Origin of the sequence: Cupriavidus necator (genome assembly GCF_040578825.1) — a bacterium.
GTDB classification, from domain to species: Bacteria; Pseudomonadota; Gammaproteobacteria; order Burkholderiales; family Burkholderiaceae; genus Cupriavidus; species Cupriavidus necator_E.
Genome location: NZ_JBEFLI010000001.1, coordinates 271,508 through 286,784, shown reverse-complemented (window position 1 = coordinate 286,784; position 15,277 = coordinate 271,508). Strand labels below are relative to the sequence as shown.

General features: G+C 59.2%; 6 protein-coding genes and 2 pseudogenes. 2 read left to right on the top strand and 6 right to left on the bottom strand.

Going from position 1 to position 15,277, the window contains the following annotated elements; genetic code table 11:
* Positions 1-96: 96 nt before the first annotated feature.
* Positions 97-2,754, bottom strand: a pseudogene (locus AB1I47_RS01320) (Tn3 family transposase); the annotation flags it as partial.
* Positions 2,755-3,067: 313 nt separating this feature from the next.
* On the opposite strand from AB1I47_RS01320, the gene AB1I47_RS01315 reads away from it, so the two are divergent.
* Together AB1I47_RS01315 and AB1I47_RS01310 are read left to right on the top strand one after the other, a co-directional pair.
* The gene (locus AB1I47_RS01315; protein WP_354681958.1) at positions 3,068-7,075 is read left to right on the top strand and encodes a hypothetical protein; all 4,008 of its coding nucleotides are present in this window, start codon (positions 3,068-3,070) and stop codon (positions 7,073-7,075) included.
* Complete coding sequence (locus tag AB1I47_RS01310; RefSeq protein ID WP_354681957.1) at positions 7,072-8,568, top strand: hypothetical protein; 1,497 nt, start codon at positions 7,072-7,074, stop codon at positions 8,566-8,568. The genes AB1I47_RS01315 and AB1I47_RS01310 overlap by 4 nt, the downstream gene beginning before the upstream one ends.
* Positions 8,569-8,887: 319 nt before the next feature.
* Here the strand turns inward: AB1I47_RS01310 and AB1I47_RS01305 are convergent, their stop codons facing one another.
* From AB1I47_RS01305 to AB1I47_RS01285, 5 genes and pseudogenes are all read right to left on the bottom strand, one after another.
* On the bottom strand, positions 8,888-9,097 hold the full coding sequence (locus tag AB1I47_RS01305) for a hypothetical protein (RefSeq protein ID WP_354681956.1): 210 nt from the start codon (positions 9,095-9,097) through the stop codon (positions 8,888-8,890).
* A 245-nt stretch (positions 9,098-9,342) separates the two neighbouring features.
* Positions 9,343-10,300, bottom strand: a pseudogene (locus tag AB1I47_RS01300) (IS5 family transposase).
* 43 nt (positions 10,301-10,343) lie between these two features.
* Positions 10,344-10,805 (bottom strand): hypothetical protein, encoded by a 462-nt coding sequence (locus AB1I47_RS01295; protein ID WP_354681955.1) that lies wholly within the window; start codon positions 10,803-10,805, stop codon positions 10,344-10,346.
* A gap of 8 nt (positions 10,806-10,813) precedes the next feature.
* Positions 10,814-14,089 carry a DEAD/DEAH box helicase gene (locus tag AB1I47_RS01290; protein ID WP_354681954.1) on the bottom strand — a complete coding sequence of 1,092 codons (3,276 nt, stop codon included), beginning with the start codon at positions 14,087-14,089 and terminating at the stop codon, positions 10,814-10,816.
* Positions 14,086-14,796, bottom strand: a complete 711-nt coding sequence (locus AB1I47_RS01285; RefSeq protein WP_354681953.1) for a hypothetical protein — start codon at positions 14,794-14,796, stop codon at positions 14,086-14,088. The genes AB1I47_RS01290 and AB1I47_RS01285 overlap by 4 nt, the downstream gene beginning before the upstream one ends.
* Positions 14,797-15,277: the final 481 nt, after the last annotated feature.

Genomic DNA, 15,277 nt, shown 5'->3' with positions numbered 1-15,277 from the left:
CACCACTTGTCGTTACTGGGTAACGAAACATCCCCAAAGCGGACAGCATGCCGTGCCCTATGCCCAACGTCCATCACGGTCCTCGCGAGGCGCTTACATCTTGTTGGTGGTGGCGGTGATCTCCTGACGTAGCTCGCGGCTGCCAATCCATTCGAGCAGGAACACGGTGCGCACGACCTTGCCGAGTTCCTGTGCGGCCAGGAATAGGCGGTTCCGGCGGTTTTCCGAACCAAAACGGCGCAGCAGCAGTGGCGAGGAGATCGTCCCGGCCTGGATCGACAGCGCGACCTGCATCAGGTCTTGCCAGTGGAAGGCGATCAGGTCCCAATCCACCGTGTCCGAGAATAGCCGGTCGATATGTTTGTATCTCACGTTGGCCTCAGCGCGGTAGAGCTTAAGGTCCTGCCAGTTGCGAATCCGCGGCATCAGGTTGATACCAAGCAGGTGAGTGAAGGCAAAAACTGCGGCAGACTGGCCTTGGGTGTCAGCATGTACGGTATCGGCCTCGACGCTCAGTCCTGCCTTGAGCAGCCCCTCGATCACGTAGATGGCTTCCCACACGCCGGGTGGAATGAAATGGCGGAACACCGCGATGTAGTTGTCGGCCACATGCCGATAGGCCACCGCGCCCATCTTGCGGTAACGGAAGTGATAGCCCGCCAGCAAGTTGTTGTCGTAGAAGTCGTACTGCGTGCCGTCGGCCGCCACGGTCTTGCCGTCGCCCCAGTGCTTTGGCAGGTCGAGCCCCAGGTACAACTCGATCAATTCCCGTTGTGCGGTCTCGAGCCGCTCCAGACTCAGGTGCCGGCGGTTGACGAAGGACATCATGTGCGGCGTGACCCGCTCGCCCATGTGCCGGGCGGCCTGGGTGGGACCCAAGTTGCAACCCATGGCGAAGATGGTCAGCAGATACCGCTCGGCGGCATTGCGGATCTTCGGGTCGCTGCCCGACAGCGGGCCAAAGTGCCGCGTGAATTGGGTCCAGTGCTCGATATTCGCCAGCACGTCCAGCAGGTTGCGCGTGGGCATGCGTCGGATCAGCGCCTGCTGCAGCGCCACCGCGCTCGTCGGGATCTCGCGGGCGACGGTGCGCTTGAGCACCGGCTCGCCGTCCTGGCCGACGGTGACATGCTGGCGCTTGTCGGGAAAACTGCTATCCAGTGTGCGTGCGGTGTCGGAGAGCCACTGACGCAGGTTGGCCACGAAGTCCTTAGCGTTGGCCGGCATGTCCAGCTTTGCGCAGTACTCCGGCAGGCGCCGCTCGCATTCCCGCCAAGGCAGCAAGTGCACCCGGTAGTCGGCGAAGGCGTCGGAGCCCACCACGCATAGGTCGCCGGAGCGCAGTTCGTTCACCATGTGGGAGAGCACGCACAGTTCCAGATAGCGCCGGTTGGTTGGTGCGCCCTGGTCGCGCGGGCGACGCACGAGTTTCCTCCAGCGCTCCGAAGCAAAGCTGATATCCACCTCGGCGGCGATCCACTCGCGGTGAAGCGCTTCGTTTTCCAGCACCACGTCCAGCGCTGCCAGCAGCGCCCGCGACTGGCTGGTCGACTCCCATTCCAGCACCTGCGCCAGACGAATCATCACCGAGCGGTGCGCCCGGAAGTGTCGCCACAGCAGCGGCAGATAATTGTTGCCGCTGAAGGCCCGCACTTCGGCGCAGCTTTCGCGCAGCGCATCCAGATCGCCGGACGGCGAGAGGAAGCGCCGCACTCGCTGGCCGATTTGCGCATCGTCCTGCCCTTCTGCAACGATGTCGACGACGCCATCGAGCAGCATGACGAGCTTTTCCATCTGCGCGCGCTGGCGGGACTGGATGCGTTCCATCTCGTCTTTCGCCCGCTTGTGGATGGCTCCCATGCGGCGGATGAACATTTCAGCGAGATCGTCGCGGGTGCGCACGCGCATGTGGTTGAGCAAGGCGACGATTAGGGTGTAACGCTTCTCGGCCAGGATTTCCCGTAGATTGCCCGCATCCAGGCTCATCGCCTGGCTGGCCAGGGAGCGCAGCTTCGAGGCTGGCACGCCGGCGATTGCGCCAGAGAAATCGCCAAGACCATCGAGCAAGGTCAGGTGTTCAATCAGTAGGTTGAGATGCTTGCGTGATGGGCGGCGCGCATGGCGCTTGATGTTGTTGTAGGCGGTCAGGCGGTTGGTGAATTCCCGGGTGAGAAGACGGTCCAGCCGCTGCTGCTCCTCGTCAGACAGGCGCCGCGCCACACGCCGGAACAGCGCGGTCTGCGTGCGGGTGTGGACCTGCTCGGCGATGGTGTCCAGCGTGGAGAACGCCGGGAGTTCGACCTGGTGCAGGATCAGCGCATCGATGGTTGCGTTGATGATATCCACCGGCTGGTCCATCGTTTCCGCAGCTTCCCGCGCGGCGCGGATCGTCACTTCGTTGGCATCCGTGCCGATATAGCCCTGGACACCGAGAAACTCCCGTACCGCTGTGCAGTGGCGGTACAGCGTGGGGGACAGCTTGCGGTTATAGCCGAACGGAATATCGGGATCGAGACCGGCAATAGCGCGTACGTGGTCGACCACGGCTGTCGGGATGCTGGCGAGGTTGGGAAAGTAACGCAGTTGCTGAAAGACCTTGAGCAGCACCAGCAAGCCAAGGCGCGGACCCTGGCCACGGGTGGAACGGGCAGCCCAGTGCAATTCCTCGACGTCCGGCGTATAGCACGCCTGCAATTCCTTGGTGGAGAAGACCTTCGGAAAACGCGGGTAAGCGGTACGCTCGACGCTGGCCATACAGGATCTCGGCAATCACTGAAGGGCCAGCCAGTCTATCTGAGGGAGATGCCGGAAATCCAGCCGCCATTTATAACTACTGGAAATGCTTATGCCGTTTTTTATAACCTCAAGGCTTATGATCGCGGATTCCCATATCTTGGCATGACCCCTGTTACGTGCTCTGCGGGGAGAGGGGTACGTTGACCTCGCTGCACCGGGTTACGACGCAGACATAGCGGCACTAGGAGCATATTCCGATAGCGAGCGAGCGCGTCTGCAAAAGCATACTCGCTTACCTCTAGGCGACGGAATCCCCATTCAACGCGACTGTATGGATTCGCTATTGACTGCAGTCGAAGGGGGCAGCCTGCTAGTCACTGGCGAACCAGGGGCTGGAAAGACCGGAATTCTGTTGACCCTTGCAGAGCACATGGCGAAGGGCTCCGGACCGCTAGTGTTCCTGTCTGTCGAACGCTTTTCCAGTTTCAACAAGCAAAGCGATTTCCGCACCGAATTGAATCTAGACCACGATCTGATCGAGGTTCTGGCCGCCTGGCCGGGAATCGAGCCGGGCGTGTTGATAGTTGATGCACTAGATGCCTCGCGTGGCGGGCCATCCGAGCCTGTGATTGCAGGCTTCATTGCAGATGCGGTGCGGAAGGTCGGAGCCCGGTGGTCCATTATCGCGTCTATTCGTAGCTTCGATTTGCGCAACGGTCAACGTTTCCGCGAGATTATGCCCGGCGCGCCTCCAATAGCAAGCTTTGTCGAAGAGGGCATGGCCAACGTGCGGCACTTCCGCGTGCCGCGTCTGTCGTCCGGGGAACTCGCTGCGGTGTCGGCGGCATCCCCTTCACTTAGCGACCTGGAAAGAACAGCGCCCCAGAAGCTTCGTGACCTGCTGCGTAACGTTTTTAATCTCTCGCTGGCTGCGGAACTTTTGGACGCCGGCGTCGAAGCCCAATCGATACGAACGGTCGGGACTCAATCGGAGCTTATCGAGCGGTACGAGGACATTCGACTGCCGAGCCAGACATTGCAACGGGCTGTGAAAGCGGCCGTGACTCTTATGGTACGTCGCCGTCAACTAACCGTCAGGTCCGTGGACATCGACAGCGATGCTGTGGACGAGGTTCGCAAAGCGGGAGTCCTCGTCGCGGCTGGTGACCGCGTGGCGTTTGCCCACCACGTATTGTTTGACCATATTGCCGGCCGCTTTTACCTAAGCTGGGACGACACGCAGGCACTGCGCGGACAGCTTGCAGGCGAATCGTCGATTGGCCTGCTACTGGGACCTGCGCTTCGGTTCGCTCTCGAGAGGCTCTGGCAAGACGATGCAACGGGCAGAGCCGCAACTTGGCGCTTTTTGGCTGACCTAGCTGCATTGCCGAAGCATGATCCGGTTGTCATTAGCATCGCACTGCGCACAGCCGCCGAGCAAGTTGAGAATGAGGCAGACGTAGATGGTCTCCTCGCGATCATTGGCACAGCAAGCAGCGGCGACGCGGTCTCAAGGATGCTGGCACAGCTGGCACGATTCGCCGGTATGGCGATAGCAGAGCAGAAGGTCCTCTCGGGTCCCGCGTCATTGGCTTGGGCGGGAGTGGCAATTGCGGCTGCCAAAAGCGCCGATCCGTACCTCTCCGACGCGGCGCGTGTCCTGCTCATGACGCTGGCCGATAAAGCTGATCTCAGCGACATCGAAGTGATGGCGGCGTTTGGAGAAGCCGCACGTGCTCTTCTTCGTAGCGCATGGTCATTAAATCCTGAAAGGCCACCACTCACGACAGCTGGCATCCGGTTTGTCGCAAAATCTTATCGATCCGATCCGGCTGCTTCTCGAGCCTTGCTAGAGCGGATCCTCAGCGACCGCTTCGACAGACACGCCTCGCAGGAGGCGCCTTGGCTGGCGGAGGGAGTCTCATCAATTATTCCGCATGACCCAGGCTTCGTCGCCCGCATCTACGAGACGATTTTCACAAGGGACGTCACGGACGAGGGGCAAACATGGGTTGGCGGAGCGGCTAGCCGTATTCTTCCGCTGACCTCCACGCACCGGCAAGACTATCAGCACGCGCGCTGGCACTTGAATCAGTCTCTAAAGACTTTCCTTGAATCTGACAGCGCTGGAGGTACCGCAGCTGTTGTTGGAGCAGCTCGGGGCTTGGAGTCGGAGAGGCTCCATTCGCTCGAGGAGCGCAGGCAACCAACGGTGATTGAAATTCCGGGGCGCCCCGCCGTCCAAGTGGTAGATGATTACCTTTCGTTGCAGGACTGGCGTGAGGAGGACGTGCGCGAAGAGGGGCCGCTAAAGGCCTTCGTGGAGTTCCTCAGATCCTGCCCTCGCGAAGCGTTCCGTGATGCGGTGGCGACGGCGCTCGAACTTCCTACGAATGCGGCCGTCTGGGCCCGCATTCTAGGAGTTGCGGCAGATCATCCCGCTATAGCTGCGGACCTGCTTTGGCCACTTGTCAGTAATCCGCATTTCGTCGCGCTCCAGGGGCTTGCCCGCGACGCTGTCATCTTCCTGGCTGCCGCATATGGCACAGAATCCTTAGAGCGCAGAGAGGCATTCGAGACCTTGGCGCTAGCCGAAGGGCTCTTCCCGTCAGGCCGAGAAAGTAGTTGGTGGCGATCGGTCATTGCGAGATTCCTCTCAAGCATCCCGTCAGATCAATTGGCAACGCCGGAAATGCAGGCGTTACGTGCACAGATGGAAGCGGCGGGCGACCTCATTGGCAATCGGCCCTTCATGAGCATGACCTTCGAGAGGGGCTCCGAGGAAAGTATTGTTGATAGCGTGCTGCGGATTGGGGGCGCGGACTTGGAGCGCAGCCCCGACCGTGAAATCCGTGCTGCCAGCCGTAAGGTGGAGGACCGAATAAGGGCGGGCAGGGAGAAAGAGGGCATCGTGGCCCTTGCGTCCCTATGGCGGGACATTCTTGAACTCGTCGAGGCTCTCGATGCCGGAGCCGCCACCGAGCCACACCCCGAACTTGTGCATGCGAGCTGGGGCGCGGTTAGCAATGGTGTCGAACGCATTGCGGAGAGCGCCGCATACATCCCGAAGACAGACAGCCTGCCAGATATTGATGCGCTATTGGCACTGATCGACCGGCTCTCCGCTAGTTCATATCCCGAAGCGTCGGACCCTCCTTCGGACCAGATGTCTTGGGGCAACTGGGACGTGCGGGTTTACGCCGCGTCGAGCCTCGTAGCGCTGGCGCAACGTTTCGGCGCCGAGCGGCCGGATATTGTCGATCGCATGCAAGCCTGCTTGCAGGATCCCGTTCCGACTGTTCGACTGCAGGTCGCACAGGCATTGAACGTGTTATGGGATGTGGCCCATGAGCGGATGTGGGCATTAGTCACGGCAGTTGCAATCTCCGAGACTCACCAAGGTGTCCTGCGCTTCTTTATTGCTGGCCCGATGGGGCGACTTTCACGCAAGCATCCGGAACGCTGCGCTCGTCTTTTCTCGCCAATGCTGGAGCGGAAATGGGTCCAGACTACGGGCGATGAGCGCACGGGGCGGGACAGCGACGCCGAAGTCTACGCCAATCTGACGGCTCTTCTTTATGTTGCGCACGAGCAGGCCGAAGCGTGGGAGTGGATCGAACGATGGGCTGCTGACCTGCGTCGAGGTGAGGTCTATCTCAACGCCATACTGCACAGCTTGCGGCAGGTGTTCTTCTTTCCATATAACCAGGCGCAAAAGCCCGAGCAATTGCAGATGGCCCGCCGGGGGCGACGGCTGCTTGACGTAGTAGTAGGCACCTCCGTCCTGGCCATCGTTGAGGCTCGCCCACATCTATTGGGGACCCCCGATGGAGAGACAGTGGCTGTGTGGCGGCCGCTGTTCATAGCTGCACATCGTTTAATCGATCAGGTGTGCAGTCAACTGTATTTCGGTTCAGGCGCATTCCGGCCGCAAGCCAACACTGACGGTGAGCTTGCTCTCCAGACTGCGCATGCGAAACAACGCTTCCTCGCGGACTACGGGGGCGTACTAGACGTCATCGCCACGCACGCCCAGGCCCGGACCGTTCACAACCTCCTGGAGCTACTCGCGTACCTTGTTGAGGGCGGCCCGGCAAACGTTTTTGACAAGCTTGCTAAGGTCCTCCTGGGACCGGCAGCGGAAGACGGCTACCAGTTTGAGCCTCTCGGCTTGGATAGCTTGGTAAAGTTAGTTCGTCGTTACCTTGCGGATCACCGGGACGTCTTCGAAGACCAAGGCCGTCGACAAGAGCTCGTCCACGTGCTAGAGCTCTTTTCTTCCGCGGGCTGGCCGGAAGCACTAAAGCTCCTCTTTGAACTTCCGGACCTCCTGCGATGAGCGAGACTGCCAGGATCGACAGCTTCGGAACTGCGCTTCGGGATGCATTTGTGCGGTTCCAGCAGGAAGAGACGATCATCAGGGCCGATGTCGCTGCAAGTGTCGAAGCGGGGACGGTTCCGAATGGCCTCGATATCGAGAGCATGCTGGAACGGCCGACCCGCCGTTTCCTCATCGATCCAATGCTTCGGGCGCTGGGCTGGGATCCCGACGACCCGCGCCAGCTTACGGAAGAGGCGCGCAGCTGGGCAGAGAACGGCGACCGGCTTTACTTCGATTACCTGGGACTCAATCAGCGGCGGGCTCCGACCCTGCTCGTGGAAGCCAAGGGTGCCGACGCAAACGCACCTCGACCGCCGCGTGCGCCGGATGTCTCGGGCGAGGAGATGGCCGTCCTGATTAGCGAGGCACTCGGGATCCTGAAATCAGGATCCCGGCCAACCGCAGTGCTGGCGCAATGGGCCGAATGGCTTTCTGATTTGCAAACCTACGTGCGTTCGTTAGGTCTGCTACAACGGACGACGCTGCGGCGCGTGGCGATAACTGCAGGACGATGGCTGATTATCTTCGCCGACCCGCTCGCCTGTTTCGTCGACGATGGAGCGCCTGGGCCTGGCGGAATCCATTGCTACACGTCGCTGGCTGAGATTGTCGATCGACATTCGCAGATTTACCGGCTGCTCGCGCGGAGGCGCCTCACAGACACTCTTCCTCTCACGTTGACGCTCCAGGAAATTCTGGAGGTTCTCGATCCGTCTGCCGTGGAAGCGGTCTATCGTGGCGTGGTGGTGGCTACCCGGATGAGCGGTGGCGTACGAGGACAGTATCCGACGCGCTCCGTCTATCCCGCTATTGTGCTGATTACTGATGATCGGGCATTTGCTGCCGTGGACTACTACGGAGTGCCAGCTGAGGAGCCGCGCGACGCCGACGGTATTGAGGCCTTCCTGACCAGGCTTATCGATCAGGGCAATTCCTACGAACGGCGTGTTCTGGGGGCCCTCGGGCGTACGGAGCTCACGGCTTTACCGGTCGAGCAGTATCCGATCACGATTCGCGAGCCCGAGATTGCTCAGGCGTTTGCCGCCGCTATAGATTCAACTGAGGCGCTCGCCGCCGCAGCGACGCCATTGCGGCCTCAACTCGCCCGCAGAACTGGCGAGCGTAACGCTGAGAATGAGTATTTGATTATCACTGGCCAAGATTGGTTCTACAAGGCAGTCAGCCCCTTTGGTCCGACTTGCGACTTTCATAGCTTTCCGCCAGCTCGCAGATTAGGAGTCGCTGGCGCAGAGGGGCAATTCGACCGAGTTGCGAATGCCTTCACCATTTCGGGAGACCCGCAGCACTGTGAACATGCCGACTTGCATGGGATGCGCTCATCGCGATGCCAGCTAGATAGTATCGAGTCTCATCTTTGTTGCCGCGTCTGCATTTTTCACCGTATCTGTTGGGCTCCCCAAGAACTTGCGCGCCTCCCATGTGCTACGTGAAGGGGTCATCGTACTTTCCGTGCATTTTCTGGCGGTATGCACAGAAAAGGGTTTATCCATCAATAGCTTACAAATGCTCCGGCAGCGTGATTTATTGCGGGGGAAAGCCTTGCTACAGGCGGGTCTGTGGTCCGCAACCGCCATTTTTTTCACGGAAAGTACGATGGCCCCAAGCTGGTTGCCGAGACTCCTCTCCCGTGTCCAGTATTTGAACGAACCGGAGAACTTGCATAAATCAGCAGACCAGATCGTAGGTGCGGGTGGCGTGGACCTTCTGTATAGTTCCGGCGCGACGCCTACTTTTCGGTCCACTGAAGTTCTAGAACATGATTGCCGCCGCTCGCGCATACTGGATTTCTGTCAGACGGTCCTGTCGCTCGGACTTGTAGTCGAAATTTGCGTCCATCCCGGCGATGAAACGCGATTTCATGAAATACCAGTTCGCGCTCGATCCATCGCGCTCTACTAACCACTCACCCGCAACATGGCTCGGTACACTATGAAAGAGAAGGACCATCGATGCTGCCATGCAACGCTCAACGAGGCGGTTCAGGTTCTGCACATCTGAGGGGGCGTTCCCTGCCCGAGGAAGCGCCATTTTCGAACGCTGTGATCGAGTGCAAAATCTGAATCGGACTAAGATGGACGTAGTTTGAGGTTAAGCCGTAGAGGCGGCCGACTTCTTCATCAAACGAAGCTCGGCAAGGTTCAGGTAGAAGAGGCGTTGTTGCATAAATCGAGATTGAAAACAGAGGCTCCTCGGTGATGCTGAACTCAGTCGATGCGGACGGATTGCGGGCGAGCGAGCGCGACCATGCGGTTGAGCACACCCGCACGGATGGCCACTTCGGTGGCCTGCGACCCGATTTCGCGTGCCCACAGACTGTGTCCCGTCAGCGTCTTGAGGCGGAACATCAGGGTCTCGGCCAGCGAGCGCCGGTGGTAGCCGCTGGTGGCTTTCCATTCGTGTCGACTGCTCTTCTCGATGACATTGATGGCCTGGTTACGCCAGGCTGCGCCCGGCGTACTTTCAGACCAAGGCTTCGCTCCATCGCGTGGTGGAATCGAGGGCTGTGCACCTCGCGCGGCAATCTCCGCGTGGCATGGCTTACTGTCGTAAGCGCCGTCGCCTCCGATGGGATCGATCGGCGTATCAGCAGGGATCTGATCGAGCAGGTCGGCCAACACTTCGCCATCGCCAACGTCCTGGTGGGTCATCAGTGCAGCACAGATTTGGCCGGTGTTCGCGTCCATGGCGAGATGGACCTTGCGCCAGGTCCGTCGCTTGGACCAACCGTGCTTGCGAACCTTCCACTCGCCTTCGCCGTAAAGCTTCAGCCCAGTGCTATCGATCACCAGATGCAGCGGCTCGCCGGTACGCGAGACGGGCAGCACGACGTTCAGATTCTGCGCGCGGCGGCTCAATGTCGTGTAGTTCGGCACTGGCAACGTTGGGAAGGCCAGGATGCGCAAGCTCTGCGCGAAGCCTTGCAGCGCGCGCAGCGGCAGGTGGAACACCTGCTTGAGAGCGAGCAGACCCTGGACAGCGCATCCGTATAGACGAGCGGGTGGCCACGCTTGGGAGACTGGGCTTTAGCCGGCGGCACGAGCAAGCTCCCTCGACCCACATCGTGACATCTCCTCGGGCTATCAGCCCCTTGTTGTACTGCGCCCAGTTCTTGACGCGGTAGACCCTCTTGGGCTCGGCTTGCTGTCGGTTATCCTTGCGCATCGTCCCGAAAAAAGTCCAAGACACTACGCAACTTCGTCAGAAGTTAACAGAGCCAGCGTTCCAGCCGTTGCGCGTAAACGTCAGCCCAACCGAACCCGGATTTATGCAACAACGCCAGTAGAAGATAAAGATTGATGCTTCTCTTTATGCCAATAGAGGGAGACCTAAAATCCTTATCGAACGCGCTCAACTTCTCCGCTATCGTTGAGACATAGAGTCCTTGTTGAGCCACTGCGATCTTCACGGAAACTTCAATGAGGAAACGAAGTTCGCGCTTTGCGACGTTAAGAAGTCCGTTTGTAGTGAGCGAAGCGATCGATACTGCAGACTGCAACAGATCTTGCGAAAAAAATGACAGCAAATGGTTCGAGAAATAGGAGGGATCACGTGCAGTGTCTTGCACGATAAACCATAGCCCTTGAAGGTAGGACCGAGAGATGCGATCCGTTTCGCGGATTTCCGCCGTCAAATCGGGTGGAAGCTCTTCAAGATTGGTGGAGGACATATTGCCAGCTACGCGCCTTCACCAGAGAGCACACGCCATACTCGACGATACCCTTCGCCAGACAGCGCAACCCCTTCTGGAACTGCCCGAGCCCACTCGGCTGCAGACATGTTACGCAGATATTCACGCGCCTTGCTGACGGAGTAGCGATCCTTCTCGCCAGTCGCCTCTCGCCGGTACATCTCGCCAAGCCGTTCAGCTGCGCTACGAGGTGCAGCATTCATGCGCATGAGAACGGCTTCCTCCGTTTTCACTCCGTGATAGATCATGGCCGGCAACGCATTCATACTTCTGCGTTCGGCGTCGGATAACGTTTCAAAGTCAACACCGGACATGCGATTCAACGCAGAGATGCCCCACGTGCCGTTATTGACGATCGAGCGATAGAGCGCCTTGCATGCACTCGTAAAGGCATCGGTGGCCGTAGAAGACTCATCCTTGAGAAAGTAGCTGCTAGCGATATCCTGCAAGGATTTGCCATTGACCCAATCCTTCGTGATATTGGCCAGGTACTTATGGTCGAAGCCGTCGCCACCAATTTCTTCGAGAGATTTTTTAAGTTGAGGAATTTTGAGCATGACACCAAAGAGGTCAGCCATCTTTCCTGCGTGGCCAAACAGACTCGCTGGTGTCCAATCTGCTGTCGTGAGTTTTTGCTCGAGCCCGCCGAGTCCCTTCAGAGCTTCCCTGACACCTTCCGGCGAGAAGCCAGTGGAGTCGGCAAGCGCAGCGAAACCGGGATTCTCGGCCAGATTACGTGCATAGGACTGAGTTGCCTGGAGGAGGGTATCGGCCTTGGCACGTTTCGCGGGGTCATTTCGTAGCGTTGTGTAGCCGAAAGTCTGTCGCAATAGCTGCTCCGACTCGGCTAGGACGGCATCAAGATTCTTTTTCTCAGCCCACAGATGCGCCACATAGCAGCGGAAGTCTTCCCACTGAGGGGCGTAGATTATCCGATCAAGGTCGTTTAGCCTTCCACTCACTTCCAACTCGTCGAGAAGCTCGACAAGGCGGGAAGCCAGTGCGCCCGTGCTGGTGCTCAGAAATGTGACGATCTCCTCGCGTCGATTGGCAGCTGCAAGACCAACGACGCCTACACTGTCGTGCCCAAGCCGCCCAGCACGACCTGCGAGATTCCAGAATTCCCGGGGAGACATCGGTTCAGAGCGATTCGCATCCTTCGGAACATAATGAGACGCCAGGAAAATTGAAGAAACGGGGAAATTGAGTCCCTGGGCCACCGTTGACGTCGCGCACAGTACCCGAAGACTTCCGGACTCGGCGAGCCACTCCATCAGAGAACGAATCTCGTCCGAAAGGCCAGCGTGGTGCACGCCAACGCCACGGTCAAGCATGGAGGTCAACTCGAAATCGTTCCCAACCTCAGTGCGCAGGAAATCCTGCACAAGCCGAACATCTTCGGGCACAGCTTCGAAAACAGGCAGGCTTCCAGCGGCGTGGCGAGCCATATTCCAGACCCAGTCGATCTGGTTGGCAACAGCAATGCTTGTTCCCCGGCCTGAAAGAATGCACGCCATTGCGGCCGTCTGAAGCGTCAGGCCCTTCTGCTTGCCGTTGGACAAAACCTTGTTCTTCGGAATGTCTAGCGGCTTAACGCCGCCGGCGCGGTGCTCTCCACGCAATTGCAGTGCTTTCTCGGTTGCCGAAAGCGTCTCGAAGGTCAGTCTCCAACCAGCGCGTTTCGAGTCGTCTTCCTCAGCTTGGTATATGCCAATGATCCGCTCATTTGGCTTCCACGCCGTGGTGCCAAAACTGATCGATTTACCGGCATTGACGTCTTGAGCAAGCCATTGCGCAACGGTGTCGGCACTCTCGACATACGGCATGAGCAACAGGAAGTTAGCCTGCGAGCAATCACGTTTGGTGGTTGCTAGAAGTAGCTCGATGCGCAATCCTCGAGACTCAGACTCGATGTTGTGGGCCTCGTCCATGACAAGTAGCGCGAGCGGGCGCTCCACCTTCTTGTTTCGCAGCACTAGCGATAGCTTCTCGGGCGTAGCAACTAGTACGTGGAACGGTTGCGCTTGATCGGCGAGCAACTCTTCCTCGAAGGCGTCCACCTCAATGGCGCCACTTAGCTGTTCGACACGAAGGCCGATTGGATCGAAGTCGCGACGCAGTCTACGTGTGATCTGAGCAGCGAGGGCCCGCGTCGGCGCAACATAGGCAACCCAACCCTTCACCGCGTCAAATTGATTGAGGGCTTGAAGGATGCGAAACTGGGCGAGCAATGTCTTCCCCCCGGACGTCGGCATGTCCACGACGATGGCGGTCTTTGCTTGGTCGAGAAGACCTTGCTCCAGCAGCGCGGCACGCTGAGGCGGAAGCAGCTCGAACATCGCTTGATGCTCGCGGGTTGTGAGTGCGTGCACGAACTCCGGAATACGCGCGCTGACACCGCGCGTAGCCCACCAAAGCGAGCCTGTGACCATGAGGCGCGCGGTGGCATGGAGCCAGCGCAGTATGACTTCATGCTGCGCATCCCCAGATGCGGTTGCCGCAGCGATAGCTGGCTCGAAGTGCTTGTCGATCAGAGCGAAGACACCCGGAGAGCCGCCTTGCATCATGTATTGGGCGAGCACTTCGGTCGCCTTGGCCCAATGATAGAGTGCGACTAGTCGAAGCGCCACGGCACGATCGGCATCCGGCGATCCGTTGTCTAGTCTGGCTGCCTCGTGCTCACTCTGCGCCTCCCGCAGACCGGCTATGATCTCCTGGATACCGTGCAAGTCGTCCCAGCCATCCTTGCGGAACAATCGGATCCAACACTCGAAGATGCGAAACAGGAGCTGCTCGTCCCATGGCCGATCGGCGATTGACGGGGCCTTCAGGGCTAGTGGATTTTCCTGGTACCAACGCCGCAAATCGGTTGCACGATCGCCGCAATAGGCAAGGGCGGACAAATGCAGGACAAACAGGATGCGCGCATGAGTGTCGTCCGGGACAGGCGCTAATCTACGAATGTCGAAGACACGAAAAGCTGCTGCGCTGCATTGGTCTCGAAGAGCCGGGTCACCACCGCTGGCCCGACTGAGAGCATCAAGACCCTCGATCGCGCCTAGCTCATAGGCCAACGCTACGCGGCGCAATAACGCGTCGTCGCCGGACTCCTCAGCAAAGGCGAAGTCGATCAGGTTTCCCAATGCATTCTTTGCAAGGCGTTCATTGGTGACGCGTACCGCACGCGCTCGGTCTTCCGCGCTGATGGCCATTACAGCCCAATGTGCTGAGAGCCCCTCCAAGGCGAGCATGGAGACGGTCATTCACCGCCTCCTTTTTCCTGTTGACCACGGATCTTGGTCCGAGCTGCCAGTGCTTTTGCTCCGAGCTGGGCGATGCTGCCATTCGGCAAGTAGATGGCGAAGAGTTCGATCTCCGTGCCATCAGGCCGGCCCACAGATAGCTTCGTGATGCGCACGCGTAGATCGTCCTGATGCGGGGTCACATCCCGGATCAGGACACCGAAGACGTATACCTGCGAAGGATTGGCGAGGTACCGCCTGGTTGCGCTCTTGTAGTGACCCTGCCAGGAGGACGTGACTGCTCGGTACCCGAGATACGCCACGAGACCATCACGGATCGTCGTGTTGTCGCGTAGGTCTTCGAGTTGTTGCTTCAGGCCCGTGCGGCCGTGCATAGCCCCAGGCGGGTGCACGTTTTCCCCAGAAGTCTTCACCTCACCGAACGCGAAGCGCGCCTCATTGGCGGCGCCGCGGAACCCAACTAGATCGGCACCCGGCAGACTGGAGCCCTCCTTTCGCTCGTCGCGCCCGTCTGGCCAAGGGAAGAGGCCGCCGCGATGCGCGATGACAAAAGACTCGGCAATGGCCTCACCGACGCGCCAGTTTTCCACCGCCCTGGGGTTGCCGAGGATGCGTGCAACGCCCTGCTTTTCGAATTCAGTCTCTGCGACGCTGGAGAGAAGGGCGGCTATGTCAGCTTTGCCCGCATCGTCGTAGACGATCCTCACGACTGGGCCATCGATCGCGATGTCAAGCTCGGCCGCTGTCCAAGAGACACCGCCGCCAGAACACGGTGCTGTGCCCAAGCTATAGCTCTTAGTTCCAGTCGCGACGGTCATGTGGTGGCGGTCTCTTCGATCGATGCGGTAAGGCTTCAAGGGAGGGACGCGGATCAGCGTTCATTCAAGCATAGCCTGAAGGCGCCCCTTTCAGCTTCGTCAGGGCCCCGGGGGCCCGTATAATCGCTATTATCGCAGAGTATCGTCCGGGATTTGAACTCCGTGTGTGCACCGATGGGCCATAGATGGTTGCATGGGCAGTTCATTGTCAGAACACATTCCAATAGGGCACTGGCCATGCAATAGCTTGCCTGCAGTAGTGAGTGATAATCCTTGGTTTTTTCGCGCTGCCGGCTGGCGGAATGATGGGTGAGGCATTGAAAGCCAACTTTCAGAAGCGGGCGGTCAGTGCCTATTCGATTCGGGCGGG